The 23,601-nt window shown below is 39.4% G+C and carries 25 protein-coding genes and 3 pseudogenes; 26 read left to right on the forward strand and 2 right to left on the reverse strand.

Annotation, left to right across the window (positions count from 1 at the left end; genetic code table 11):
* The first annotated feature begins 1 nt into the window (after window position 1).
* From QE450_RS21150 to QE450_RS21255, 24 genes and pseudogenes are all read left to right on the forward strand, one after another.
* Window positions 2-721, forward strand: coding sequence for a hypothetical protein (locus tag QE450_RS21150; RefSeq protein WP_307301875.1), 720 nt, complete (start codon window positions 2-4; stop codon window positions 719-721).
* A gap of 89 nt (window positions 722-810) precedes the next feature.
* Window positions 811-1,095, forward strand: a complete 285-nt coding sequence (locus QE450_RS21155) for a hypothetical protein (RefSeq protein ID WP_307301877.1) — start codon at window positions 811-813, stop codon at window positions 1,093-1,095.
* Between the two features lie 423 nt (window positions 1,096-1,518).
* On the forward strand, window positions 1,519-1,677 hold the full coding sequence (locus QE450_RS21160) for a hypothetical protein (protein WP_307301879.1): 159 nt from the start codon (window positions 1,519-1,521) through the stop codon (window positions 1,675-1,677).
* Window positions 1,674-2,009 (forward strand): hypothetical protein, encoded by a 336-nt coding sequence (locus tag QE450_RS21165; RefSeq protein ID WP_307301881.1) that lies wholly within the window; start codon window positions 1,674-1,676, stop codon window positions 2,007-2,009. Before QE450_RS21160 ends, QE450_RS21165 begins: the two co-directional genes overlap by 4 nt.
* Window positions 2,010-2,125: 116 nt before the next feature.
* Window positions 2,126-2,446: pseudogene (locus QE450_RS21170) on the forward strand (phage holin family protein); the annotation flags it as partial.
* A gap of 27 nt (window positions 2,447-2,473) precedes the next feature.
* A pseudogene (locus tag QE450_RS21175) lies at window positions 2,474-2,832 on the forward strand (glycoside hydrolase family 25 protein).
* 11 nt (window positions 2,833-2,843) lie between these two features.
* The gene (locus QE450_RS23590; RefSeq protein WP_373462056.1) at window positions 2,844-3,074 is read left to right on the forward strand and encodes a GH25 family lysozyme; all 231 of its coding nucleotides are present in this window, start codon (window positions 2,844-2,846) and stop codon (window positions 3,072-3,074) included.
* Window positions 3,046-3,468: a hypothetical protein gene (locus QE450_RS23595; protein ID WP_373462018.1), complete on the forward strand. Its 423-nt coding sequence runs from the start codon at window positions 3,046-3,048 to the stop codon at window positions 3,466-3,468. The genes QE450_RS23590 and QE450_RS23595 overlap by 29 nt, the downstream gene beginning before the upstream one ends.
* A 195-nt stretch (window positions 3,469-3,663) precedes the next feature.
* Window positions 3,664-4,035, forward strand: coding sequence for a helix-turn-helix domain-containing protein (locus QE450_RS21185; RefSeq protein WP_307301883.1), 372 nt, complete (start codon window positions 3,664-3,666; stop codon window positions 4,033-4,035).
* Window positions 4,035-4,559, forward strand: coding sequence for an ImmA/IrrE family metallo-endopeptidase (locus QE450_RS21190; RefSeq protein WP_307301885.1), 525 nt, complete (start codon window positions 4,035-4,037; stop codon window positions 4,557-4,559). Before QE450_RS21185 ends, QE450_RS21190 begins: the two co-directional genes overlap by 1 nt.
* Window positions 4,560-4,739: 180 nt before the next feature.
* A complete protein-coding gene (locus QE450_RS21195; protein ID WP_307301887.1) occupies window positions 4,740-4,880 on the forward strand; it encodes a hypothetical protein in 141 nt (46 codons plus the stop codon).
* An 83-nt stretch (window positions 4,881-4,963) separates the two neighbouring features.
* A complete protein-coding gene (locus QE450_RS21200; protein ID WP_307301889.1) occupies window positions 4,964-5,386 on the forward strand; it encodes a hypothetical protein in 423 nt (140 codons plus the stop codon).
* Window positions 5,387-6,741: 1,355 nt separating this feature from the next.
* Window positions 6,742-6,939: an accessory gene regulator B family protein gene (locus QE450_RS23600; RefSeq protein WP_373462057.1), complete on the forward strand. Its 198-nt coding sequence runs from the start codon at window positions 6,742-6,744 to the stop codon at window positions 6,937-6,939.
* A 291-nt stretch (window positions 6,940-7,230) separates the two neighbouring features.
* Window positions 7,231-7,338: an AgrD family cyclic lactone autoinducer peptide gene (locus tag QE450_RS21205; RefSeq protein WP_307301891.1), complete on the forward strand. Its 108-nt coding sequence runs from the start codon at window positions 7,231-7,233 to the stop codon at window positions 7,336-7,338.
* A gap of 21 nt (window positions 7,339-7,359) precedes the next feature.
* Window positions 7,360-7,734 (forward strand): LytTR family transcriptional regulator DNA-binding domain-containing protein, encoded by a 375-nt coding sequence (locus tag QE450_RS21210; protein ID WP_307301893.1) that lies wholly within the window; start codon window positions 7,360-7,362, stop codon window positions 7,732-7,734.
* 654 nt (window positions 7,735-8,388) lie between these two features.
* Complete coding sequence (locus QE450_RS21215) at window positions 8,389-8,832, forward strand: metal-dependent transcriptional regulator (RefSeq protein ID WP_307301895.1); 444 nt, start codon at window positions 8,389-8,391, stop codon at window positions 8,830-8,832.
* Window positions 8,829-9,416 (forward strand): AAA family ATPase, encoded by a 588-nt coding sequence (locus QE450_RS21220; RefSeq protein ID WP_307301897.1) that lies wholly within the window; start codon window positions 8,829-8,831, stop codon window positions 9,414-9,416. Before QE450_RS21215 ends, QE450_RS21220 begins: the two co-directional genes overlap by 4 nt.
* 239 nt (window positions 9,417-9,655) lie before the next feature.
* The gene (locus tag QE450_RS21225) at window positions 9,656-10,816 is read left to right on the forward strand and encodes a cobalamin-independent methionine synthase II family protein (protein ID WP_307301900.1); all 1,161 of its coding nucleotides are present in this window, start codon (window positions 9,656-9,658) and stop codon (window positions 10,814-10,816) included.
* A 177-nt stretch (window positions 10,817-10,993) separates the two neighbouring features.
* Entirely contained in the window at window positions 10,994-11,287 is a 294-nt protein-coding gene (locus tag QE450_RS21230; protein WP_273614406.1) for an AbrB/MazE/SpoVT family DNA-binding domain-containing protein, read from the forward strand.
* 1 nt (window position 11,288) lies between these two features.
* A complete protein-coding gene (locus QE450_RS21235; protein ID WP_307301904.1) occupies window positions 11,289-11,681 on the forward strand; it encodes a type II toxin-antitoxin system death-on-curing family toxin in 393 nt (130 codons plus the stop codon).
* A gap of 182 nt (window positions 11,682-11,863) precedes the next feature.
* A complete protein-coding gene (locus tag QE450_RS21240; RefSeq protein WP_307301906.1) occupies window positions 11,864-12,655 on the forward strand; it encodes a carbohydrate-binding protein in 792 nt (263 codons plus the stop codon).
* Between the two features lie 95 nt (window positions 12,656-12,750).
* Window positions 12,751-12,948, forward strand: coding sequence for a hypothetical protein (locus QE450_RS21245; protein WP_273614409.1), 198 nt, complete (start codon window positions 12,751-12,753; stop codon window positions 12,946-12,948).
* Window positions 12,932-13,108, forward strand: a complete 177-nt coding sequence (locus tag QE450_RS21250) for a hypothetical protein (protein WP_307301908.1) — start codon at window positions 12,932-12,934, stop codon at window positions 13,106-13,108. The genes QE450_RS21245 and QE450_RS21250 overlap by 17 nt, the downstream gene beginning before the upstream one ends.
* An 83-nt stretch (window positions 13,109-13,191) precedes the next feature.
* Window positions 13,192-15,978 carry a glycoside hydrolase family 3 C-terminal domain-containing protein gene (locus tag QE450_RS21255; RefSeq protein WP_307301910.1) on the forward strand — a complete coding sequence of 929 codons (2,787 nt, stop codon included), beginning with the start codon at window positions 13,192-13,194 and terminating at the stop codon, window positions 15,976-15,978.
* Window positions 15,979-16,118: 140 nt separating this feature from the next.
* Here the strand turns inward: QE450_RS21255 and QE450_RS21260 are convergent, their stop codons facing one another.
* Together QE450_RS21260 and QE450_RS21265 are read right to left on the reverse strand one after the other, a co-directional pair.
* Window positions 16,119-16,517, reverse strand: coding sequence for a type II toxin-antitoxin system death-on-curing family toxin (locus QE450_RS21260; RefSeq protein WP_307301912.1), 399 nt, complete (start codon window positions 16,515-16,517; stop codon window positions 16,119-16,121).
* Entirely contained in the window at window positions 16,517-16,780 is a 264-nt protein-coding gene (locus QE450_RS21265) for an AbrB/MazE/SpoVT family DNA-binding domain-containing protein (protein ID WP_273614413.1), read from the reverse strand. The genes QE450_RS21260 and QE450_RS21265 overlap by 1 nt, the downstream gene beginning before the upstream one ends.
* A 225-nt stretch (window positions 16,781-17,005) precedes the next feature.
* On the opposite strand from QE450_RS21265, the pseudogene QE450_RS21270 reads away from it, so the two are divergent.
* Window positions 17,006-20,747 (forward strand): annotated as a pseudogene (locus QE450_RS21270) (alpha-L-arabinofuranosidase C-terminal domain-containing protein).
* 89 nt (window positions 20,748-20,836) lie between these two features.
* The gene (locus tag QE450_RS21275; protein WP_307301915.1) at window positions 20,837-23,374 is read left to right on the forward strand and encodes a LamG-like jellyroll fold domain-containing protein; all 2,538 of its coding nucleotides are present in this window, start codon (window positions 20,837-20,839) and stop codon (window positions 23,372-23,374) included.
* Window positions 23,375-23,601: the final 227 nt, after the last annotated feature.

Genomic DNA, 23,601 nt, shown 5'->3' on the forward strand with positions numbered 1-23,601 from the left:
TATGATTAACAATTCCTTTGAAGATCTAGCACAATCATTAAGAATACTAAATGAAGCGAATATGAAGTTTCTCGCAATAGTGGGAGTAGATCGACCTGAGGCAGTAGGTAATTTTGAAAGTGGGTTCAATTCTGTTTTAAATGCATTCCACAATTTATATGATGCCATGAAGAAACAGGATATTAGAACAATAAATTGGTATCGAGAACCTGAGTTATGCCTAATACTTGCTATAAGAAATGCTAGACATCACAATTTAGCTAATCGTATCAGAACAGTTTTCAATTATCATGTTCAAAATACAAAAGCTCCTCAAGAAATTCAAAAACATTATTGGGTTGATTTTCAAATACCTTTTGAAGAAGAAGGGGGTTCATATTCTCAGCTGCCCGTCTCCTGGTATGATATCAATCTTCTTATAAATCTGCCGCAAGATAAATCTAAATTGAGTCCTAATATTAAAGGTATATTGAGAAATTATGTAAATGCAGATGCTTTTGAAGATCAAGCTAAACAAAAAGGCATAAATGAAGAGTGTATTTTCATTAATATTATTCCTTTGATTATAAAAGCAGGGAATAAAATTTATCCTCACATCAAAGATTATATAACCCCTTATTCTATTGAAGCAGAACACTTTTGCTTTCATTTCAGTGAAATCGTTCCTGTAGACTGTAATAATCAAGACAATTCAATCGTTAATTTCTTTTTACCAAATTGAATTTATAAAAAGGCTACTGAAGTTAGATAGCCTTTTTGCATTACTAAAGAATGGAGGCATAAATCATTACTGATAAATTATAAAAATAATTGGCTGCTGGTACTACTATAGAAAAACCGGAACAAATCGAAGTAACCGTTAATGATGATAAATGGTCTGTGCGTCGCCTTATCACAATGTATGTCCGCCGCGCTTATGAAGTGTGTTTCCATGACGACGGCACGCCAAAAGAAACGTTCAATGAGATCGAGGCGATGATTGTAAAAGCTACGGAGCATGACTTCGAGTGGAACAATCTCGATCTGCTCAAAGCTTACGACTGCACGAACAAAAATGAGTTGCCACTGCGCTTGTTCAACAATCCAGACGATTAAGCAGTACGTAATTTCCAAGAAACGAAAGATTCTCTGCTGGTAGAAGAAAAAAACTGATACGGCGTGAGGCAGAAGCAAGCTGGATTGCGCACTGGTGGATAAACCAGAAGAAGTCGCCAGCTGAAGTGTTGCCGTATGAGATTAGCAAAGAACGGCAATATTACTTCTGTCTCGCTACCAGTATGATTGCAGAAGAATGAGAACGCGCAGCGCGTAAATAAAGGCAGATGAACAACAATCGTAACTACAGCCACAGTTACGGTGCCGTTTGAGGCTCGTGACTTTATTTCGTCCACACTCATGCGTGTAAACATGCTACTGAATCGTGCAAACAACGAGGTCGAGATATTCCGGCGCAACGCTGACCACATGAGTGTAAACTTTGCTTTATCGATGCGCCGAGCTACGGATGAGGTTCGTGAGATGAGCAGCCGAGTGAGTTCAGCTACGGATGAAGGGACACGCCTCAGCATTACAGAAGTAGGCGATATTTTCAGCCGTGCGCGGCGTGGGGCAGATGATTTGCGTTCTCTGCTGGACGCGCGGATGCTGAATTACGAGGTATTCGTGATGCTGATGTGAAGATAACTGCGCAAGACCATGTGAGTCCAGTTGTAGATGTGATTACTTCGAAGATCAGTGCTCTGGCTGCTGCAGCTGGTGCACTTTTGATTGGTGGCATCAAAGATGCAATGTTCGATGGTGTAGGGGATTATTACTCGGTAGCAGCTCGCATTGCTTCGTATACGACCGATGCTCAGCGCAGTTCATTGTTGTCATTGAACGATACAATGTACACGAAGGGGCTTTTTTCCAATCGAGCTGAAGGTGCATCAAATATTGTTGATGCTGCATTACTGGTGCAGGATAAATCAAAAATGGGTGACTTTGTATCGTCTTTAGCTAAGGTTTAATTCATTCGCCCAGATGCTGGAATGGAAGAAATTAACCGTTCAATCTCACAAACTTCAAATAGCTTTAAAGAGTCGTATAGCCAGGTCACTGATAGCATGATGTATGCCTATAAAGAACCGGCTGGGCAGCTGCTTGGATGAATGGTGAACTCAAAAGCAAGGTTGGTTACTGGGGAATCGCTCGTAAGTTAGCGACATTCAGAATGGTAGCAGTGGCACATTTCATTGATCTGGTACTGGGCGGGATTGGTTATTTTCAGGATACGGTTATTTTCTTTTATCTGGCGAATGAACTATTGCCAGTAATTGAGAATGCCGGTCGTATGGGCTTGCCAATGCCTTCTATATTGTTGAATGCCATGAGGATAGTTCAATCAAAAACAGAGGCGATTGCAAATCCGAATCTTATTCCAGAAGCACAACCTGTCGCCGTATAGGAAAAATGAAGCAGGAGGATGAACAGAATGCAGAACAAAAAGCAGAATAACGCACAGGGGATCGACGTATCCCACTGGCAGAGTAATATTGATTGGAACCAGGTAAAGGAATCCGGGCAGCAATTTGCCTTCATCAAGGCAAATGAGGGAAAAACTATCTGGATAAGCAGTTCCTGAACAATGTGAAGGGTGCACGTGCAGCAGGGTTGCTTGTAGGTGCATATCATTTCGTAAATGCTGTGAATGTCACTGATGCGAAGCTGGAGGCGGCTAACTTTGTGAGTCGTTTGCAGGAGGCTGGTGGAGCCAGTCGCTTTGAGCTTTCTCCGGTGATGGACTATGAGAACAACCCTGGCAATCTGAAAAAAACACAATCAATGCCGTAGCACTTGCTTTTCTGCAGGAAGTAGAGCGATCAAGCGGTCGTAAACCGATCGTATACACTGGCAATGCGTTTGCTCAAAATTTTAGCTTCGTACTGAGCGGCTATGATCTATGGATTGCCCATTACAGTAACACCCGGGTACCGGACGATGCACCTGTATGGAAGGCATGGGACTTCTGGCAATATACTGATTCTGGTCAGGTAGGCGGAATCAATGGTGGGTGTCGATCTGAACGTATATAATGGCACACTGGATGAGCTAAAGGCACGGTATGTAATCAGCGGTAGCAATCAGCCCGTCACAAAGCCAGGCGCACAATCGCAATCAACTGAAGTAACTTATGTTAATGGTAGCCAGACATGCAAAGGTACTGACGTGCTTATCGATAACAAGAACTATGTGCCGATTCGAGAATTGGAGGATATGTTCGGTTTCATAGTATGTTTTGAAACCGAGTCCAAAGTAGCTACGATTAATGGGTGCAAAGTACAGGATGGACGTCTGATCGGCTGTGCAGCTCAACCGTTTACTGATCTTAGCCTAACATTACGCTTATGGTGTGGCGCATTAGCTGGGCTATCAGCTACCGAATTATTCGAGCTTGTGCTGAGCAATAGACTAAGTACGAGTAAGTGATTGAAAGCTATCCTTATGAGTATTTCAGCAGGGTAGCTTTTTTCTATTTTTAAAGTAGGGACGAAAAAGTTCGATATTATGGCAAAATATTTTCTTTTTATTGAAAACAAATCAACTAAAAATTGTTGATTTGTTTTCTCTTAACTGTTAATATGGACTTGTAAACAATTTCATATGTAGGAAGGAGGGTATCCAATGTTGACTCAGTTCGGGACTTTTTGTCGTAAATTGAGAATAGATAATGGAGAGTTGCTAAAAAATATGGCTGATAAATTGGAAGTAACATCCTCATATTTGTCAGCTGTGGAAACAGGCAAACGAAATGTCCCTCATGATTGGATTGAAAAAATAACTAACTTTTATCAGCTCAACGATGAGAGTAAGAACCAACTCAAGTTTGCAATTGAGAATTCGGTTCCGTCGATCAAAATTGATCTAAGAAACACTAGTAACCAAGATAAAAATTTGGTTATGGCATTCGCCCGAGAGTTTAAAGAACTCAACGAGGAAAAGAAAACACAAATTCTTAAAATTCTTCGTAATGGTGGCGATGAGGGGGTGAATTAATGAGTGAATATGAAGCCTCCCCTTTGTCTCGTGCTGATATTCGAGATTTTGCAAACGACATTCGTAAGTTTTGTAAGTGCGAAAACGTTCCATATTTTCCAATTGTTCAGTTTCTTGAATTTGTAATGCCGAGTTTGGACCCAGAGTTTACATGGGTACCAGTCTCAAAGCAAGAAATGGGTTCAAAACATGGACTGGCTTATCCTAACAACAAGCTCATCAAAATCCGTGAGGATGTATATGAGGGTGCTTTACAAGGTAAAGGAAGAGATCGTTTAACAATAGCACATGAAGTTGGTCATTACTTCATGCATAAACAAGGAAACATATATTTTGCTCGATCAATGGGGGTAGCAGAGAAGCTACCAGCATATAGAGATCCTGAATGGCAAGCTAATGCTTTTGCTGGAGAGCTTCTGGCCCCTGCACATATTATTAAAGGTAAGAATATTTTTGAAGTGGCAAATTTATGTGGGATATCACAACAAGCTGCCCGAAGACAATTAGAAGCATGCGACAAATAAAAGGAGGAGTACAGATGAGGGAAATAGCAAAAAACCGTCGACCTTGCAGAGGGCCCACGGTTCGATAAAACTGTGTTTTCTTGTAGTGAATTGTCACTACACGTATGACTAGGGATATTCATACTGTATCACTATGAGAGCCCTCTTGCAAGGAAAACCATGTGAGAGGAAATGATAATTATGATGATTTGTACGCCGTATATTACACTGAAAAACGGTAAAGTTCTACATGCGAGTACTGTAGGAAAGAAAGCCTTTTGCTTTGAAGTATCTGAAGAAAAGCAGAAGGAATATCAAGAAAAAAAGAAAAACCGTAAATAAGACTAGAGACTAATAGAGATCAGCTTTGTGGCAGGGCTGATCTCTTAATGAAAATAAAAAATATACTAGAGGAGTGCACGCCAATGGAAGCTATTGTTTATGCTTATCGCGAAAAAAGCGTCACGTCAATATTGACATTAATTGCTGCAGTAGTCGGAGTATGTACGATATTATTTTTTCAAACCCTAACAGTTCAAAATCTTTCTGCTTTCGTTGAACTTACGTCTGATGGTAAGACACAAATCTTTTCTGAATGGGCTATGAATCTTATTAGTGGCTTCTATCTTATGGCAATGGCTTGGAGTTGGATTAAAGCTGTTTTTGATAATGATACTTACTGGTACCGAGACGAGTCAAATCAAGTAGTCAGTAAAGTCGTCTATACGTTAATGGCAGTATGCTGCCTGGCTTTTGGGGCTTTTTTCTTTCAATACATTTTTACGAAATTGATTTTCTTGGTAATTGTTGCCGGATTAGTTTGGCTATATGCATCCTCTAAAAAGTAAGTCGTTTCACGAGTCTTTAATTACTGAAAATACCCATCAAACATGTATTGATGGGTATTTTTCTATTTAATAGATGTACTAAATATGAAGTTATCCGTACTATTGTTTTTTATTACGAAGTACAATCGAGAGAGTATACAAGCTTATACATAAGGTCACGAAAGTTATTCCTAAAGTAATATATTGAAGCACATACATCACTCCCAGTTCAAAAAATATAATTTACCTTTAGATTGAAAAGAATCTGCTATAGCGTACAAATTGTCTAATTTATTGTGCAAAATGTTATTATAGTTGCATAATTGTCTCAAAAACTGACGCAAGGTTTATTATATTAGAATTTTTCGTTTTATTTTACTTTTGTAACGGTTATAATTGTGTTAGGGGGAACAGGCAATATTATTGCCTGTTCGGATAATTACTTTTTCTTTCTCTTGGACTTTAAGCGTTGGGAGCGCTTAGAGTCCTTTTTCTTTTTGTCAGCAGAGTTACGCAATGCAATAAACAAATTGATTAGTGCAGTCAGTAACGCTATACATGCTGCAATCAGAGTAAGAAGGTCCAAAGTAATCACCTCCTTCCTAACACTTCATTATTATATCATTTGCAGATTCGGTAGGTTAGAAATTTAGAATTTATTTAGTGAATTATCAAATAGCGTAATTCCATATCTTGGCGTATAATTTATTTATTCGGGATTTGGAGGAAGAATATTGTTTAGCGAGACTATACGCTTCATATTATGTTCAAGTATTGAAGCTTGTGCAGGAATGGCTTTAATAGTATCTATTTTTCGAATTAGTCCCCTACCGTACATATGGCCAGCATCTTTTATGTTCCTCGTGATCAACCTTGTAAGTTATATGTTGCGCAAGGAACAACTCTCTTATTTGGCTCCAGTTATGGTAACGATTCTGTATGTACTCGTTATTAGCTTGCTCACCCATGTACCACTCCTGTGGTCGATAATAATGACAGCTACAGGAATGCTAATATACACTCTATTACAGACAGCTGTAATACTAATTTTGTATGGCTCATTTAATACAGACATGCAGTATTCATGGGAAGGTTCTATCGTTCAGTTGGTAATTAGTACGTTAACGTTTTGTATTGTATGGTTTCTCTTGCGATATCATATTGGCTTTACGGCTGATTTTGAAAGACTTCGTTTTAAATTTGAACACATAGCAGTATTACTCTTCATTGTCGCAGCATTAATCCTCTTATCTACACTCATCTACTTCAATAATTTGTACTATATAATCATCTATATGTTTTTGCTTTCAAGTATCCTGATTTACTATGTTGTCAAAAAAGAGGTTAAATATGATTGATCGAATTTCTATGGCTGTATATGCAAAAATAAAGCTTCAGATGATCATCCAGCAAGTATTGCTGTGCTAAGGCATGCACTTGCAATACTATTAAATATGCTAATGATTATAGCTGCAGTATTAATAGTAACAACTATAACTGAAACGTTTTGGAAGGCTACAATTGCCATGGTCTCTTTTGCAGTTTTGAGGCAGATTACGGGTGCTATCATCTGAAATCAGGGATGTGGTGTGTAGCAGTCTCTTCTTTACTTTTTATAGGTATATCTTTAATAGATTTATCACAGCAAACAACAGTTTTATTGACGCTTATTAGTACGCTACTACGTATTATTTTTGCTCCGTCGGATATCGAGAAGCAATCACGTATCCCATCCAAGTATTATTCACTATTAAACTTGATGGGTATCATAATTGTATTGAGTAATTTGTTTATTGGATCGGCAACAATAGCTCTTGTATTTTTTATACAGACATTACTTTTGATTAAATGGAAGAGGTGAACATATGCGTTTATATGGTGCGATTGCAACAGCTTTAGCTTCGCTTGCAATGTACTTTGTGAGTACTGCAAGTATCAACTTTATATATTCACCAGAAGTGCCTGAGAACTGATAAAGAAATAGGAGGGGTTACATGCTGACGGTTATTAAAGATCCGGACGGCGAATATGGACTAATAAGCATCCCTATTTCAACAATTTGTTTCTTGCAATACGCCAATCACTTTGATCGCATTGTTGTTCATACAGAAAACAGCGAGTATTATTTGCCTAGAACGTTGAAGTATTGGACTGCTGCGCTTAATGCATATGTCTTTTGTTTTTATCATGCTGATCGCAGCGTTTCAAATAACGTTGATAATGTGACTTCTATGGATCGAAACTATACTTACATCTACTTTAATGGAGAGAATCAAAAGCGATGCTCGGTAGCCTTCCACAAAATTAATAAAACTGCTCGGAACTTACATGCCTTGAATCCGAATATCAATATCACACCTTCCTTATAATAGGTGTGATATTTTTTGTCGTTTATATGTCGAAAAATGATACGAATTCACCGCGCCAATTCTTATTTACTATATTCTATGAATGGTATTTAATAGAAATAAGAACTATAAAAATAAAGCAATGAAATTACAAAAAGGAAGGTATTATGTTTAAATTTATTGAACCATCCATAGAACGAAGAATAGAAATCATAGCTCAAGAAAAGGAAGAAAAGCTTCAAGAGTAATATACTGAATTTGATGGAATTTTAGCCAATATAAAGCAACATCTACCGGATCATTTTCAACACGCTGCAAATAAGCTTGAAACCATGTACATACAACGAACAGATGATATAGCTCCCGTATATCGCACAGGATTTGATGATGCGATTAAGTTGGTTCGATTTTTCTAGAACGTTAGTTCAGATCAGTATCAAATTAGTCGATTTTAGAAAAACCGTTCTTTATATAGAACGGCTTTTTTGCTGCATGAAAAAGTTAGTACAAAATAGGAGGCAATTCCCCTCGCCTCCATTATTAAGTTAGAAAAGACCATCTTTTTAGATGGTCTTTTTTGTATCTCTATACTGTTGTAGCTAGTTTTTATTGATAATTTTCTCAATATTATATATTATGTTCGGTAGCCTAACTAATTAAAAAAAAGGAGTATCTATGACTATTTTTAAAAGTATGGACACGTGCTACAAATTCTTTAACCGCCAATTAAACGCCGAGTTTTTAAAAGCTGGATATGGCGAAATGACCTTTAATAGTTACCAATATTTAATCGCTATTTATAAATTACATAAGGATGGAGATCGAGCTACGGTTACGGAAATTGCTAACCGATTGAGTGTGAAAAAATCATCTGTCGTCGAAATGGTCAAAACGTTGTTAAAGCATGAATATGTGATTAAAAAAGAGAGTCTGAACGATAAAAGAAGATTTACGTTAGAACTGAGTGATAAAGGATTCGATATGATGAAGATCGAAGCAGCATTTTCAGAGAAAATGATTAAATTTTTCTATGATCCGCTTGAGCCAGAAGAAGCTGAAAAGTTTGAAGAGATTTTGGGTAAAGTGGCACAGCATTTAGAAGATGAGGTGTTCCAATGATTATTTGGATTAATGGAGCTTACGGTTCTGGCAAATCGACTTGTGCGTATGAGTTGCATCGAAGACTGCCTGATTCATTCGTATATGATCCTGAGAATGTTGGCTATTTTATTCGTAAACATATACCTATAGCTTTACATAAACCTAATTTTCAAGACCATACGCAGTGGCGTTCGTTTAATTACGATATGCTGAAATATTTATCATCTACATATGAAGGGACTATTATCGCGCCTATGACATTGATTGATCCTCTCTATTATGAGGAAATTATCGGTCGTTTAGTGAGAGATGGTGTAGAAGTATATCACTTTATTCTTTATGCAGAAAAGGAAACAATTGAGAAACGACTTAAAAAACGTTTTGAACGGGGAACATGGACGAGGGAAAGAATTGAGCCGTGTATGTATGCTTTTGACCATATCATTACAGAAGAGAAAATTATAACAGACGATAAAAGTATCGATCAGATCATCGAGGAGATTGCAGATCGAAGTCAGCTTTACTTAATAAAGGATTCTCGAAGTGCATTTCAGAAAAAGATGGATCGCTATAAAACTACGCTAAAACAGATACGGTTTTAAATTATTTTTGTCGCCTATGTGATAAGTTCTGTTATATCCGCTAAAGGAAATATGATTGATGTCTGAGTGTATAAAGATATGTATTGGAGTTAGAAATTAATCCTATACATTGCTTTTTGTTTTGTCATAGCTAATAACTATAACCAGATATACCTTTTCAGCTTACGCCAAGAAAGTCTCCCCGTGTTAAAATAAACAAATAATCATTACACGTGAACAACACCAAGGGGGACTTTAACATGAGTGATAAATTTCAAATCGTAGGCAGCTTGTTGCGACCAGCTGAGTTGCTAGAATATAAAACACAAATCGAGCATCGGGACGATATTCACTATCCGTTCTATCAGGAGTTCGAAGGATATGAGCAGACCGAAGCGAAGGCGATCCAGTCTGTTGTGGAAAAAGAAATTGAAAATGATCTGTCGATCATTACAGATGGGGAGTATTCCAAATCGATGTGGCATCTGGACTTTGTCTGGGGCTTTCAAGGGATCGAACGTTATATCGCAGATCATGGATACTTTTTCCGTGATACGGATGGTAGCTCCAAGTATGAGACACGCAAAGATATCGGGCTACGGATTACAGGTGAATTAGGTGGGAAAAACCATCATTTTATCGAAGTATTCAAAAAGCTAAAAGACCATGCAGGCGATCGTGAGACGAAGCTTTGTGTACCGTCTCCATCTCATATTTTCGGCGAATTGTCCTGGTCGGATAATATCGGCGGAACGGATGCGGTCTACCAAAATTCCAAAGAACTCAAAGCGGGTCTGGTGAAAGCTTATACTGAATTTGTGAAAGAATTTGCCGAAGCTGGTGGTAAAATTCTACAATTTGACGATTGCTTATGGGAACTATTCGCAGATGATAACCCGAACTCTCCTTACACTGGCGAGCATATCAATCAGGAGGAAGTACAGGCGCTTGCGACTGAATTTATCGATATTAGCAATACCGTTATCGACTACGGCCACAGTCTGGGACTAAAAATGTGGACACATAACTGCCGTGGTAACTATGATTCTCGCAACATGGGTGGCGGATCGTATGTGAAGATTGCGAATCTGTTCTTGAAGCAATTGAAATATGATCGCTTTTTCTTAGAGTGGGATGACGAGCGTGCAGGTTCACTTGAAGCGCTTGCTGTGTTCAAAGACAAGCCAAACACTGAGGTTGTCTTGGGCTTACTATCTTCCAAAACAAGTACGTTAGATGATGAAGAACGCGTTCTTCGACTGTTGGATGAAGCATCTACGATTATTGATAAAGATCGTTTGTTGCTTTCCCACCAATGCGGATTTGCTTCTTGCGATGGTGGTAATGAGTTGACCGAAGCAGAGCAGTGGAAAAAAATCAATCAAGGACAGAAAATTGCTGAGCAGTATTGGGCGAAGTAAATTTCTACTTCATAATAAACGATACAGATTATGAGATTACTCTATTATAGTAAAAGAGAAGCCATTCATTATATTTTAATGAGTGGCTTTTTGATATTGACTATGATATCCTCTACTCAAAGTTATAACAGTTATAACTTTGTAACTTCCAAGATTAAATAAATAGAGGTGATTACGGTGAACAAAATTATAAAACTAAATCAAAAAACGTCAGATCATAAAGTATATTCTCGTAAAATTGGTCGGATGGGAAACAGTCTTGGAGTTAGCTTTCCAAAGTTGCTTGCTGAGAAGTTAGATATTTCTCAAGGAGATGAAATTGAGTTTATTGAAAATGATGATGGTGAGATTATATTAAGAAAGGTTCGTCAAATAGAGCTTCCTGAACATGTTCGCCCTGAAGTGTTAGAAGCGTTTTATGATGTATTTGAGGAAGATCGTGCGATATTTGATGATTTGAAGGACAGATAATATGACTCTGTTTTTAACCAAAGAAGAAGTCATTGCTGCTCATTATTACATGATGAGACAAATGAACGATGTGGATCAGGCAGGAATCAAAGATCATACCTTGCTTGATTCTGCTATACGTAGACCGATGCAGAGCTTATTTGGTGAAGATGCATATCCTAGCTTGTTTGATAAAGCGGGAGCGTTATTAGAATCTCTTGTTAAAAACCATTATTTTCATAACGGCAATAAACGTACAGCTTATTTAGTGGTGAAGTCTTTTTTAATGATTAATGGTTATCATTTGAGAATGGAACGTGTATTTGCTGTTGAATTTATTGTGGATATTGCGAAAGGGAATACTTCTTTTGAGCAAATTGTAGCTATACTTTATCGCCATTCTGTGTCCAAGTAGTGTTCTATTGAAATTGTGAAAATAAATATAAAAACAAACGTATCTCGACCTAGTATAGATATTTCAGTTTAAATATGATAGCGTTTTCTCTAGCTAGTATTACATATATTTGTGTCGTTGAAAGAGCTCTTGATCAACTTTTCAAGTACTATAAATAAAATCATAGAACGGAGCCAAAACCCATGACCAACTTATCTCTTGAAATCCAAAACGCTACAGGCAAAGTCTTAACTTCTCATACGGACACCGATCAAGTACATCTTGTCTACACTCAAGCTTACCAACCGGAAGATACCATTATCCTCAAATGCTCCCAACCCAATACATACCTCATGATCCAACTTGAGGACTCGATGGGTGAAGTTTTTGTTTATTTTACAGGTGAAGAATACCGATATTCTATCCCTTTTGCAGAAAAAAGAACCTCATATTCACCGAAATCTTTTACAGGCGAAATGCATCTATTAACTGCACGTCTAGCAACAAATGAAGAGATACAGTCTTATCGGAATCTAGCCTATAACCCGTATGACCAACACATCAATGAAGTCTGCTATCCACATGCTTCTGCAAATGTAGAGACGCGTGGGGAAGCGGTTTTTGCAGCGCGCAATGCGATCAATGGGAATCGAGCCAATCATTCGCATGGAGAATGGCCTTATGAATCTTGGGGGATTAATCAACGTGCAGATGCGGCGATTACGATTCATTTTGGACGTAAAGTGTTAATCGATCAGGTGGTGCTGACGTTACGAGCAGATTTTCCGCATGATAATTATTGGGAACGTGTGACATTAACTTATTCGGATGGAAGTTCAGAGCAAGTGAATCTGGTCAAAACACATCAACCGCAAACGATCTCTATTGAAAAAAGAACAGTGGACTGGGTCACATTGAGCGAGTTAATCCAATCCGATGCTCCTTCTCCTTTTCCAGCTTTGACCCAGTTTGAAGTGTATGGTCGGGAAGCTTGATGAAAAAGTGATGTTCTCTTTAGAACGCAAAAATTATTTTAGATTATGATATAATAAATAGAATAAATAGCTTATTTTTAGAGGAGGAAAATCTTATGCTACTTAGTAGAGAGCAACTTCAACAAGCCTTCCAACAAGCCAACATAAATGTGCGTTTAAAAGCGAAAGAAGCAGGAGCTTCTATTTATTATATAAAAAATAATAAACGTCTCCGTGAAGATGCTAGCGGACAAAAATATGAGATTGTTTATAGTGAATCAGGAGAGCGTAAAGAGTATGAATATCACGAGTGAATTGAATGCTACTCTAGTTATAGCAGATCAGGTCATTATTATAGATAATACATATGAGCTTTCTATTATTGCTGAAATAGAAAAAAATAAGATGATTTATTGTATAGCGGAAATTCCAGAATGGTCTTATGATACATTAGCTTTGTTCAAAGAGTATTAACTCTTGAGCATCGCTATTTTTTGCTTTTAGACACGATGAAGTACATAATATAGACAGACGTATGAAAACAGGAGGCGATAGATTTGAGTACATCTACAATAGGTGTTCCATTGAAAGGTTTTGCAGAATTCAGTCGTAAAGTTGCTGCGGAAGGTGCAGTATTATTGAAAAATGATGATCAAGTTCTTCCGATTCAGAAAAAAGAAAGCGTTTCAATATTTGGACGCACACAGGTGAATTATTATCGTAGTGGAACAGGCTCAGGTGGTAGTGTGCATGTAGCGTATACGACTAACCTTTTAGATGGATTGCGTAGCAAAGCAGACATTACGGTCAACGAACAACTGGCTTCGGTATATGAGAAATGGATCGAAGAAAATCCGTTTGATAACGGTGGCGGTGGTTGGGCAGCAGAACCGTGGTTCCAGAAAGAAATGCCGTTAACCGATGAATTGGTAGCTGAAGCGCGCAAACATTCGGATAAAGCAGTTATGATTATCGGGCGTACTGCTGGTGAAGATCAGGATAATGCAGATGAACCGGGAAGTTATAAGTTGACGTTAGAGGAAAAATCCATGTTGCAACATGTAACTACTCATTTTGACAAAACAGTTGTGATCTTAAATGTATCCAATATTGTAGATATGAGCTGGATCAATGATACAGGATACATACACCCAATTAGCAGTGTGATTTACGCATGGCATGGCGGCATGGAAGGCGGTAATGCGATTGCAGATGTGCTTGTTGGCGAAGTGACACCGAGCGGGAAGCTAACCGATACTATCGCTTACTCGATTGCGGATTATCCATCTACACGCAATTACGGCAATGAATTTAAAAGTATTTATGAAGAAGATATTTATGTAGGTTATCGCTATTTTGAGACATTTTGTCCGGATAAAGTGCAATTCGAATTTGGATATGGATTGTCTTATACAAATTTCACTATAGATCCTCAAGAAGCGAAAGTGATCTCCCGAGATGGAGCAGGCCATATTGAGATCAATGTAAATGTGAAAAATAGCGGTTCTACGTTTGCAGGTAAAGAAGTGGTTCAAGTCTATGTCGAAGCACCGCAAGGCGAGCTTGGACAACCGACTAAAGTATTAGCGGCTTTTGGCAAAACGAAAGTATTACAACCGGGAGAAGCTGAAACGTTAACGATTACGTTCCTTATACATTCACTCGCTTCTTATGATGATAGTGGTGTTACCGGGCATCCGTCCGCATATGTGTTGGAACAGGGTACGTATATTTTTCATGTAGGAACCAGTGTGAAAAAGGTACAACCTATACAGGTCGAAGGACAAAACGGTTATGTATTGGAGCAACTGCAAGTGGTTGAGCAATTAGCAGAAGCGATGGCTCCACTAGAAAGCTTTTACCGTTTCAAACCGGGTGCTCGTCAAGAGGACGGTTCGTATGAACTGAGTTCGGTTGAAGTGCCTACCCGTCAGATTTCGTTAAAAGATCGGATTCAGCAGAATCTACCAGAACCTTTGCCACAGACAGGCGACAAAGGACACAAACTCAAAGATGTTGCAGATGGCAAAGTCAGTATTCAAGACTTTGTATCTCAGTTAAATGATGAAGATTTGGCTGCTCTGGTACGTGGCGAAGGGATGAGTAGTCCGCTCGTAACGTCGGGTACAGCATCTGCTTTTGGTGGCGTGAGCGATAGTCTATTTGGTTACGGAATTCCAGTAGCTTGTACAGCAGATGGCCCGTCTGGTATTCGTATGGATAGCGGAGAGCAGTCTACTCAAGTGTCGATTGGAACACTACTGGCGGCAACATGGAATAGTGAACTGGTGGAAGAATTGTATGTGATGGAAGGTCAGGAAATGCTGATTAACCATATTGATGCATTGCTTGGGCCAGGACTGAATATTCGCCGTAGTCCGTTAAATGGACGTAATTTTGAGTATTTTTCAGAAGATCCGTTGATCTCAGGTGTATTCGCAGCTGCTTGTACACGAGGCATTATGAAAGGCGGTTCCAATGCAACACTGAAGCATTTCGCTTGTAATAATCAGGAGAAGCATCGTAGCAAAGTCGATGCTGTCGTGTCTGAACGCGCCCTTCGCCAGATTTATCTCAAAGGATTCGAAATTGCTGTGAAGCAAGGTGGCGCAAACTCGGTCATGACTTCATACAATCCGATTAATAGTCACTGGGCAGCTTCTAACTATGATCTGAATACAACTATTTTGCGTGGTGAATGGGGCTTCAACGGTATTGTGATGACTGACTGGTGGGCGATTATGAATGATCCAGCAGACGCAGGGCCGGCTGATCGCAAACATATGCATGCAATGGTACGCGCGCAAAATGATCTCTATATGGTTGTGCCTAACTATGGTGCAGAGACCAATGCATGGGGCGATAATATTATCGAATCATTGGCAAATGGCGCTTTAACTGTCGGTGAGTTACAACGTTGTGCGATCAATATTTGTGAATTTATTATGCAAGCGCCTGTATTTGGGCGAAAAGAAGCGTTTGTTGAAAGTGTAGATGTTTTTAAAGGAAATGCTAATCTATCCGCAGAACAAGCGCAAAAAGTGAAGCCAAACCAACCGATTCCACTGGATACGAATGAATCGACATTTATCGAAGTCAAAGAAGCCGGTATGTACCGATTGTTCGCTTACGTGATGTCACCTGAAAATGATCTAGCGCAAAGTGCTTGTAACTTAACGTTTAATGATCAGTTAGTGACCACGATCCAGACCAATGGTACAGAAGGCAAATGGATCACGCAGAAGTTAGTGAAAGTGGAATTAGAAGCAGGCGTATACGAATTGAAGTTTGAATTTGTGAAGCCGGGTATTGAAGTGAAGCATCTGGAATTAAGAAAAGTATAAATATTTGGTTTAATTTCAAAAGGAAGAAAGCCACTAGTTGCATGTAGACTAGTGGCTTTTTGTTCTTTCATGCTATTTTTTAATGACTATACCCATATGATTAAAAAATTAAATACTACAAAATATATGCAGATAGAAATTTAAAAAGAAACAGAATGATCCTTAATCATTTCAACAATCTTCTCAAAAGTGTACATATGATTAACCATATTTACTGTGAAATCTGTAGCTTGTTTAGGTTCCATTTTAAAATGGTAGCCGTTGTAATGTAGAAAAATAACGAGAGCAGTGAAGGCTGTTCTTTTGTTTGCATGTTGAAAAGCATGATTCTCACCAAGAGATTGAAATAAAGCAGTCGCTTTTTCAAAAATAGAGGGGGATGCTTCTTTGAAGGCTGAAGATTGAGGACGAAGAAGAGCAGATTCCAATAGACTGTTACTTTTAATACCGATGGGTTCACTAGGACTACTATACTTCTGGATAACCGCAATATTGATAGCGACCACTTCTGCTACAGAAAGATAACGAATAGCATCCATTATCTATCTTTCAATTCTTTGAGAGTCGTATCGTATTGCCCCATAACTTGCGAAAGGGTATCTAAAAAATCAGGGCTGATGCCAGCAGGTAAATCTACTTTTTGCACTTTTTTGATCACAATTTCTTCGCTATTTTCTTTAATATTGACCTCTACTTTATCTCCAGCTTCTAATCCGAGTTGTTTAAATGCTTCTGTCATCGTTAGACCTAAGCTGTTGCCAAACTTAGAAACTTTACGTTCTAAGTGTAATGATTTACTCATATCATCAATTCCTCCTGTAAAATAATTATACTGTTATAACAATTATACATCACTTAAAAGCGCTTGTTAACATAAAAATCTTCTCTTCTGCTATCTATTTTCCAACGATTACAAAATTAAGCATTGAAAAGTATAACCATAGTAGAGTAATATGACTATATAATATGCAATTATATTAATTTATTAATATTTTTATTAACTATAGATAGAGATAGGAGAATAGCAATGACTCAATTACACGATAAGTTAGTTGTACAATATAAGTTTGATAACGCAGAACATATCGCTCAAGATTCTTCAGGAAAAGCAAATGATGGGATCGTTGCAGGTGCGACCCAGCCTGTGATTGCTGAAGTGTATGGTAGAAATGCAGTTACGTTTGCAGGGGGACAAAATGGTAGTTCATTTATCCAACTTCCTGTTGATGCACTGCAAAATGTAAGCGATAACAATGGAATAACAGTTACGACATGGGTGAATTTGGGGATGGGCGTGAGTATCTGGGAGCGTCTTTTTGATTTTGGTAATGGTGAAGGAAGTCCATCTTTATTTATGACACGCCAGATGCGTGGAACGTTAACAGCAGACGGCGATCTAGCGATTGACCCGGGCAAAGGTTTTGTACGGGACGAATGGATGCATGTAGCTCTGTCTGTCAAAGGAACCGAAGGTGGCACACTGAGTAGTGCAGGGCCTGTCGTCTATGTAAATGGTGAAGTGCTTGCAGATGGATCGATTAGCCAGACGTCTAGCGGGAATTATGCACGTCTGCGCCACTGGTTCCAAGCCTTTGCAGAACAGACCAGCAAAGAAGCCAATTATATCGGACGCTCTCAATTTGTAGCCGATGATGATTTTGTCGGCTCGTTATCTGATTTCCGTATATATGAAGCAGGATTATCTGCGGACGAGATTATAGAAGTGATGTGCGATTCGTTAACCGATGAAGAGATTATTCGATTAACACGTGATAAATATCTTTCATTTCCAACAACAATTATTACGAAAGATATCTTATTACCACAGCAATTAATGAGTGGGCGTGTCAATGTAGCATGGACATCTAATCAACCGAAATGGTTATCTGATCAAGGACAGATCGGAGACGTGACCGAGCCACAAGCAGTGACATTGAACGCAGTGCTTACTAGAGGCACGACTACGCTGGAGAAAAGTTACCATGTGTCTGTACTTCCTGCACATGTACCACCATATACGCTTACGATTCATGGCGACCGGGAAGTATTGGACGTGAGCGAAGTGATGTATGGCTTATTTTATGAAGATATCAACAACGCGGCAGACGGTGGTATCTATGCAGAGCTGGTGCAGAACCGTTCGTTTGAATCGTTTGCATTTGATACCTATTCTCATGCTTCTGGAGAATGTGGATGTTCTACAGGGCGTAATCGTGAGCCGTTATTTGCATGGTTCGGCGATACAGAGCAGATGACTCCACAATCCAGTGGAGGGTTGAATGAACACTTTGGTGTACAAGATCCAGAAGTGAATTCGTATTATGTAACAGTCGCCGATGAAGCGACTATTTATAACCGTGGATTTGGGGATACGAATCATAACTGTGCGATGGCGATCCGTACAGGAACGCAGTATGATTTCACGATCTGGGCAAAAGCTGAATCTGTCGGAAGTATCACGATCCAGTTACAGTCTGCTGAACATGACAGTCTTAGCGAACCAATCACCATCCTTATTGAAGGCAATCACACATGGAAAAAGTATGGTGTAGAGACTCCGATTACATTGACAGGAATAGCGAATGGATTTGGACAATTAGCGCTGACTTTTGATGGAGATATCTCGATTGATATGGTGTCGCTAATGCCTCGTGATGTATGGGGAGCGACAGAAGAAGTGTCTTCGTCTTCTGCTCATAGTAACTATACAGGCAATCCGAATTACCGTTTGCGCAAAGATCTGGTCAATGCATTAGTCGATATGCATCCTAAGTTTTTACGTTTTCCAGGAGGCTGTATATCAGAAGGTTCGTTTATCTGGGAAAATGTATACGATTGGAAAGACTCGATCGGAGATATCGAATTACGCAAAGAAAACTTTAACGTCTGGGGCTATATGATGACGATGGGTCTGGGTTATATGGAATATTTCCAATTAGCCGAAGACTTGAATGCTCTTCCACTTCCTGTGATGGCATGTGGAGTATTGTGTCAGGCACGCTCGGATTATGCACATCCAGCAGGTGGGGAATTACGGGATTACTTTATTAAGAACTTTACCGATCTGATCGACTTTGCGATTAGTACTGATTTTGAACATAACGAATGGGCAGCGATGCGTCGTTATATGGGACATGAAGCACCATTTGATCTGCGTTACTTAGGCGTTGGAAATGAAAACTGGGGCGTAGAGTTTTTCGCTAATTTTGAAGTGTTCAAAGTATCAATCGATCAATATATGGAGAAACATTATCCTGATCATGAACTGCATATTATCTCAACAGTGGGAGCACAGGCAGACGATGATGCGTATCAACAAGGATGGAAATTTTTGAGCGGAAATATGGAAGGATCGGCAGAAGTAGCTTTTGCAGACGGACAGAAAGTGATCGAAGAAACAGTCACATGGTACAAAGACCAATCTAACTATATGGATACGATTGCGGATGAACATTATTACCGTTCAAATGAATATTTGCTAAGTAATGCAGATCGGTATAACTACTACTATAGAGCGTATCAGCCAGATGGCAGTATCGACTGGCAACAATCGTCCAAAGTATTTGTCGGTGAATATGCGTCTACTGATAAAAATACATTAGCAGGAGCGGTAGCCGAAGCCGCTGTAATTACAGGATTTGAGAATAATGCAGATGTAGTCCGTCTTGCCGCTTATGCTCCACTATTTAACAAAGTATTAACCGATGGAACTTATCGCTGGACTCCAGATTGTATCTGGTTCGATGATGAAAGTGTCTGGTTTACACCGAACTACTATGTACAGCATTTATATGCAAAATATCTGGGAAATAAAGTACTTGATACTTCCTTCTCCACTTATAAAAATGGTAAATCGATGAAACTTATTCCTCGTGGCGGAATTGAGATTGCAACAGGAAATGCAGAAGTGATCATCAGCCATGCCAAAGTCACATCTAATCGGGATCGGTCAGTACTATTAGAGCAAGATTTTCACACAACCACTCCAATCGATCTGGCAAGAAATTCCGGGTTCTGTTGGTTATACGATCGATCCAGCACAAGGGTTAGTATTGCACGCTCAAGCCAGTGGCTTAAATGGTCTCTATATACTCAATGAAGAATGGACAGATTACACAGTGGAGGTGATTGCTTCTAGAGTATCCGGTACAGATGGTTTTTACGTAGGTGCAGGTCTGACCGATATCTCTGCGGAGAACAAAGATGTGATCGAATATGCGATTGGTTATGGTGGTCAGGCGACAGGTGTCAAAGTGCATAAGCAAGGTGTCGAAAGCTATACACTGGGCGATTATTCCACCAGTACAGCAACAGGTAATCTAAGAGCAGCAAGCTATGAAGCTATTACCGATCATACCCTGTATACCATCACTGTTAATTACGGGGGAGATACTGGCAATCGTCTTATTTGCTCCTACACGAACGGTCAGACGGCAAGTAAAGTACTGGATTACAAATTAGAAGCTTACAATCGTGAAGTGTTCCATTCGGTTACCAAAGACGAGCATCATGTCTATGTCAAATTAGTTAATGCAGATGATGCAGACAAAGCAACACGTATTGATCTGCAAGCATTTACCGTATCTCAGACAGCCAAATGGATTACACTAACAGGGGATGCTGAACTGGTACATGTTCCCAATGTGAACAAAAAGAACGACGAGAAAGTAGTTCCTCAAGAGCAACAAGTACAGATCGATAATCAGTCATTGGTTGTCGTCTTACCTGCCAATTCAGTCAATGTACTTGTACTTGATGTACAGTCATAATTCATTGTTATTGATTGCTTATTAATAGTATGACAGAGCGGGTTAATCATATCCGCTCTGATCTTTATAATGCGGAAGGGGCATAAGTAATGAATAAAGGTTGGATTCAAAAAGCGACAGCCTTCACATTAATGATCTCATTAACAATCCCAACATTAGGTTTTGGAGGGGCTTCAACAGTGCGAGCAGAAGAGTATGATCTCAAGCCAGCAGTCACAACGCCTACTTTTTCCAATGTATCGGTACATGATCCATCGATTATCAAAGCCGGTGGAACGTTCTACGTATTTGGTTCGCATATCTCGGCTGCCAAGTCTCCAGATTTAATCAATTGGACTTCATTTGCAAACGGTTACACCACTCCAGGCAATACATTATACGGCGATCTTTCCAAAAATCTAGCTGGCTCTTTCAAATGGGCAGGCGAAAACGATGCAGATAGTAAAGGTGGCTTCTCGGTCTGGGCTCCTGATGTGATCTGGAATCCCAAATATGTGAATGCCGATGGAACCAAAGGCGCTTATACGATCTACTATTGCACATCATCAACATATATCCGCTCTGCGATCGGAATGGCAGTATCGCAAAAAATAGAAGGCCCGTATACGTATGTCGATACGATGATCTACTCTGGTTTTACCAAAGACAAAGCATTTGATAATAACAGTACTGTTGATAAAAAATGGACAAATACCAATATCCAGACGCTTATTGATCAGAAAAAAGTAACTGGTGAAAACGCAGCATGGTTCAATGCGGATGGCACATATGCCAATCAAACGTATCCAAATGCGATCGATCCAACTATATTTTCCGATACCAAAGGCAAGCTATGGATGACTTATGGTTCATGGTCTGGCGGTATTTTTGTATTAGAAATTGATGCCAAAACAGGCAAACCGATCTACCCGGGCAAAGATGGTAAAACAAAAGATGGGCGCTTAATTGATCGCTATTTCGGCACCAAAGTAGCAGGTGGTTATGGTCAATCAGGTGAAGGCCCTTATATTCAATACAACAAAGAAAGTGGCTACTACTATCTGTATATGACCTATGGTGGATTAGCAGCTAATGGGGGATACAATATGCGTGTCTTCCGCGCGACCAAGCCAGATGGCCCTTATCAAGATGCCAAAGGACAACAAGCAACATGGCCTGCACAAACGTCTAATGTAACGTATGGTAACAAGCTCATCGGTAACTATCTATGGGATAGTAAAGTAGGCGATCCTGGATATGGAGAAAATCTAGGTTATGTCTCTCCCGGTCATAACTCCGTCTACACCGATAACAAAACAGGACAGACATTCCTTGTATTCCATACTCGCTTCCCGGCTAGAGGAGAAGAACATGAACTTCGTATTCACCAGATGTATATTAACAAAGACGGTTGGCCTGTTGTATCTCCTTACCGTTATACAGGTGAAAATTTAACTAAAGTCAGTGAAGATACGATCATAGGCGATTACCAATTTATCGATCATGGTAACGATTCTTCACCAGCGATCAAAAACACCAAATATATTCGTCTAAACAAAGATCGTACCATCTCTGGCGAGCTTCAAGGCAAATGGCGACAAAAAGGAACAGCTGATGCTGTATTAACAATCGAAGGCGTCACCTATACAGGCGTATTCGTGAAAAATTGGAATCCGGTATCGAAGCAATATACGATGACATTTACAGCATTGTCTACCAACGGAACGATGGGTTGGGGCAGTCGTTTAGCAGATGTCTCCGATAAGCAAGTGGTTGCTGATGTGTATGGTGATCTTAGTCTAGGAGATACTTCTAATATGGTCAGTGATGTCGTATTGCCTACAGTGGGTAGTCGCGGAACATCAATAGTATGGTCAAGCTCTAATCCAGCTGTAGTTGCGAATACAGGCGCAGTCACTCGTCCACAAGCAGGACAGGCACCAGCGAATGTAACACTGACAGCTACTATTACTAAGGGTAGCAGTAAGCAGACCAAAGTATTTCAGGTGACAGTACAACCATTTGTAGAAGCTACGTTAACTGCTCAATACAGCTTTGAAAATAATTTAAAAGATACAACGGCTACATTTGGACAAGGAACAGTGACAGGAGAACGCTTGGATTCAACAGTAGGCACGATTACGTATGGCACAGGAGTTCAGGGACAATCTGCTATTTTCGATGGAAAATCAGGGATTCGTTTACCGCAAGGATTAATCTCGAACAATTCATACTCGGTGTCTGTATGGGTGAAGCCTGATCAATTAACTACCTATTCGCCAGCCTTTTTCGGAGCGAAAGATACCGACCATTGGGTAAGCTTGATTCCGCGTGGTGCAACAGCAGACAATGCTATGGTCTGGTCTGGAACAGCATGGTACGACGGAGTGACCGGAGTGACTATTCCAGCGAATCAATGGACACATCTAGCTTTCTCTGTAGATGAAGGTCGCTTAACGATCTATGTGAATGGAGTACAGAAGTTGAGTGGCGATAACTTCCCAGATATTTTTACAGATAATAATGCTAGCTTCGGACTCGGTGTGAACTATTGGGATACCCCGTTCAAAGGACAGATGGATGAACTACGTATTTATAAAGGTAGTCTAACGCCTGCTCAATTATCCGAATTAGCGAAAGGAAAATAAAATCACTTAAGATTGCGTCAAAAGTATTGTTCTTTCATGTAAAGAGTGATATATTCATGTACGCAATCGACGAACATGCGCTTGGCAACAAGCCTATTATAGTTAAGATATCATCCATGCTCTTCAGTTGCTTTCTCATCTGAAGAGCTTTTTTTATATTATTTTTTTGAAATGATTGTATCAAAAACTTTTGATACACGAACGTCGGTCTATTGTTACGTATGCCC

It is taken from the genome of Paenibacillus sp. SORGH_AS_0306, assembly GCF_030819345.1.
Taxonomy (GTDB): Bacteria; Bacillota; Bacilli; order Paenibacillales; family Paenibacillaceae; genus Saccharibacillus; species Saccharibacillus kyungheensis.

What these genes read in the sequence shown, in the direction of transcription:
- QE450_RS21160 (WP_307301879.1), top strand. Translation starts at nt 1,519, where the DNA reads ATGAGCAGCCGAGTGAGTTCAGCTACGGATGAAGGGACACGCCTCAGC.
- QE450_RS21240 (WP_307301906.1), top strand. Translation starts at nt 11,864, where the DNA reads ATGACCAACTTATCTCTTGAAATCCAAAACGCTACAGGCAAAGTCTTA.
- QE450_RS21185 (WP_307301883.1), top strand. Translation starts at nt 3,664, where the DNA reads ATGTTGACTCAGTTCGGGACTTTTTGTCGTAAATTGAGAATAGATAAT.
- QE450_RS21195 (WP_307301887.1), top strand. Translation starts at nt 4,740, where the DNA reads ATGATGATTTGTACGCCGTATATTACACTGAAAAACGGTAAAGTTCTA.
- QE450_RS21245 (WP_273614409.1), top strand. Translation starts at nt 12,751, where the DNA reads ATGCTACTTAGTAGAGAGCAACTTCAACAAGCCTTCCAACAAGCCAAC.
- QE450_RS21275 (WP_307301915.1), top strand. Translation starts at nt 20,837, where the DNA reads ATGAATAAAGGTTGGATTCAAAAAGCGACAGCCTTCACATTAATGATC.
- QE450_RS21210 (WP_307301893.1), top strand. Translation starts at nt 7,360, where the DNA reads ATGCTGACGGTTATTAAAGATCCGGACGGCGAATATGGACTAATAAGC.
- QE450_RS21220 (WP_307301897.1), top strand. Translation starts at nt 8,829, where the DNA reads ATGATTATTTGGATTAATGGAGCTTACGGTTCTGGCAAATCGACTTGT.
- QE450_RS21265 (WP_273614413.1), bottom strand. Translation starts at nt 16,780, where the DNA reads ATGAGTAAATCATTACACTTAGAACGTAAAGTTTCTAAGTTTGGCAAC.
- QE450_RS21260 (WP_307301912.1), bottom strand. Translation starts at nt 16,517, where the DNA reads ATGGATGCTATTCGTTATCTTTCTGTAGCAGAAGTGGTCGCTATCAAT.
- QE450_RS21235 (WP_307301904.1), top strand. Translation starts at nt 11,289, where the DNA reads ATGACTCTGTTTTTAACCAAAGAAGAAGTCATTGCTGCTCATTATTAC.
- QE450_RS21250 (WP_307301908.1), top strand. Translation starts at nt 12,932, where the DNA reads ATGAATATCACGAGTGAATTGAATGCTACTCTAGTTATAGCAGATCAG.
- QE450_RS21150 (WP_307301875.1), top strand. Translation starts at nt 2, where the DNA reads ATGATTAACAATTCCTTTGAAGATCTAGCACAATCATTAAGAATACTA.
- QE450_RS21225 (WP_307301900.1), top strand. Translation starts at nt 9,656, where the DNA reads ATGAGTGATAAATTTCAAATCGTAGGCAGCTTGTTGCGACCAGCTGAG.
- QE450_RS21205 (WP_307301891.1), top strand. Translation starts at nt 7,231, where the DNA reads ATGCGTTTATATGGTGCGATTGCAACAGCTTTAGCTTCGCTTGCAATG.
- QE450_RS21200 (WP_307301889.1), top strand. Translation starts at nt 4,964, where the DNA reads ATGGAAGCTATTGTTTATGCTTATCGCGAAAAAAGCGTCACGTCAATA.
- QE450_RS21190 (WP_307301885.1), top strand. Translation starts at nt 4,035, where the DNA reads ATGAGTGAATATGAAGCCTCCCCTTTGTCTCGTGCTGATATTCGAGAT.
- QE450_RS23595 (WP_373462018.1), top strand. Translation starts at nt 3,046, where the DNA reads ATGGTGGGTGTCGATCTGAACGTATATAATGGCACACTGGATGAGCTA.
- QE450_RS21215 (WP_307301895.1), top strand. Translation starts at nt 8,389, where the DNA reads ATGACTATTTTTAAAAGTATGGACACGTGCTACAAATTCTTTAACCGC.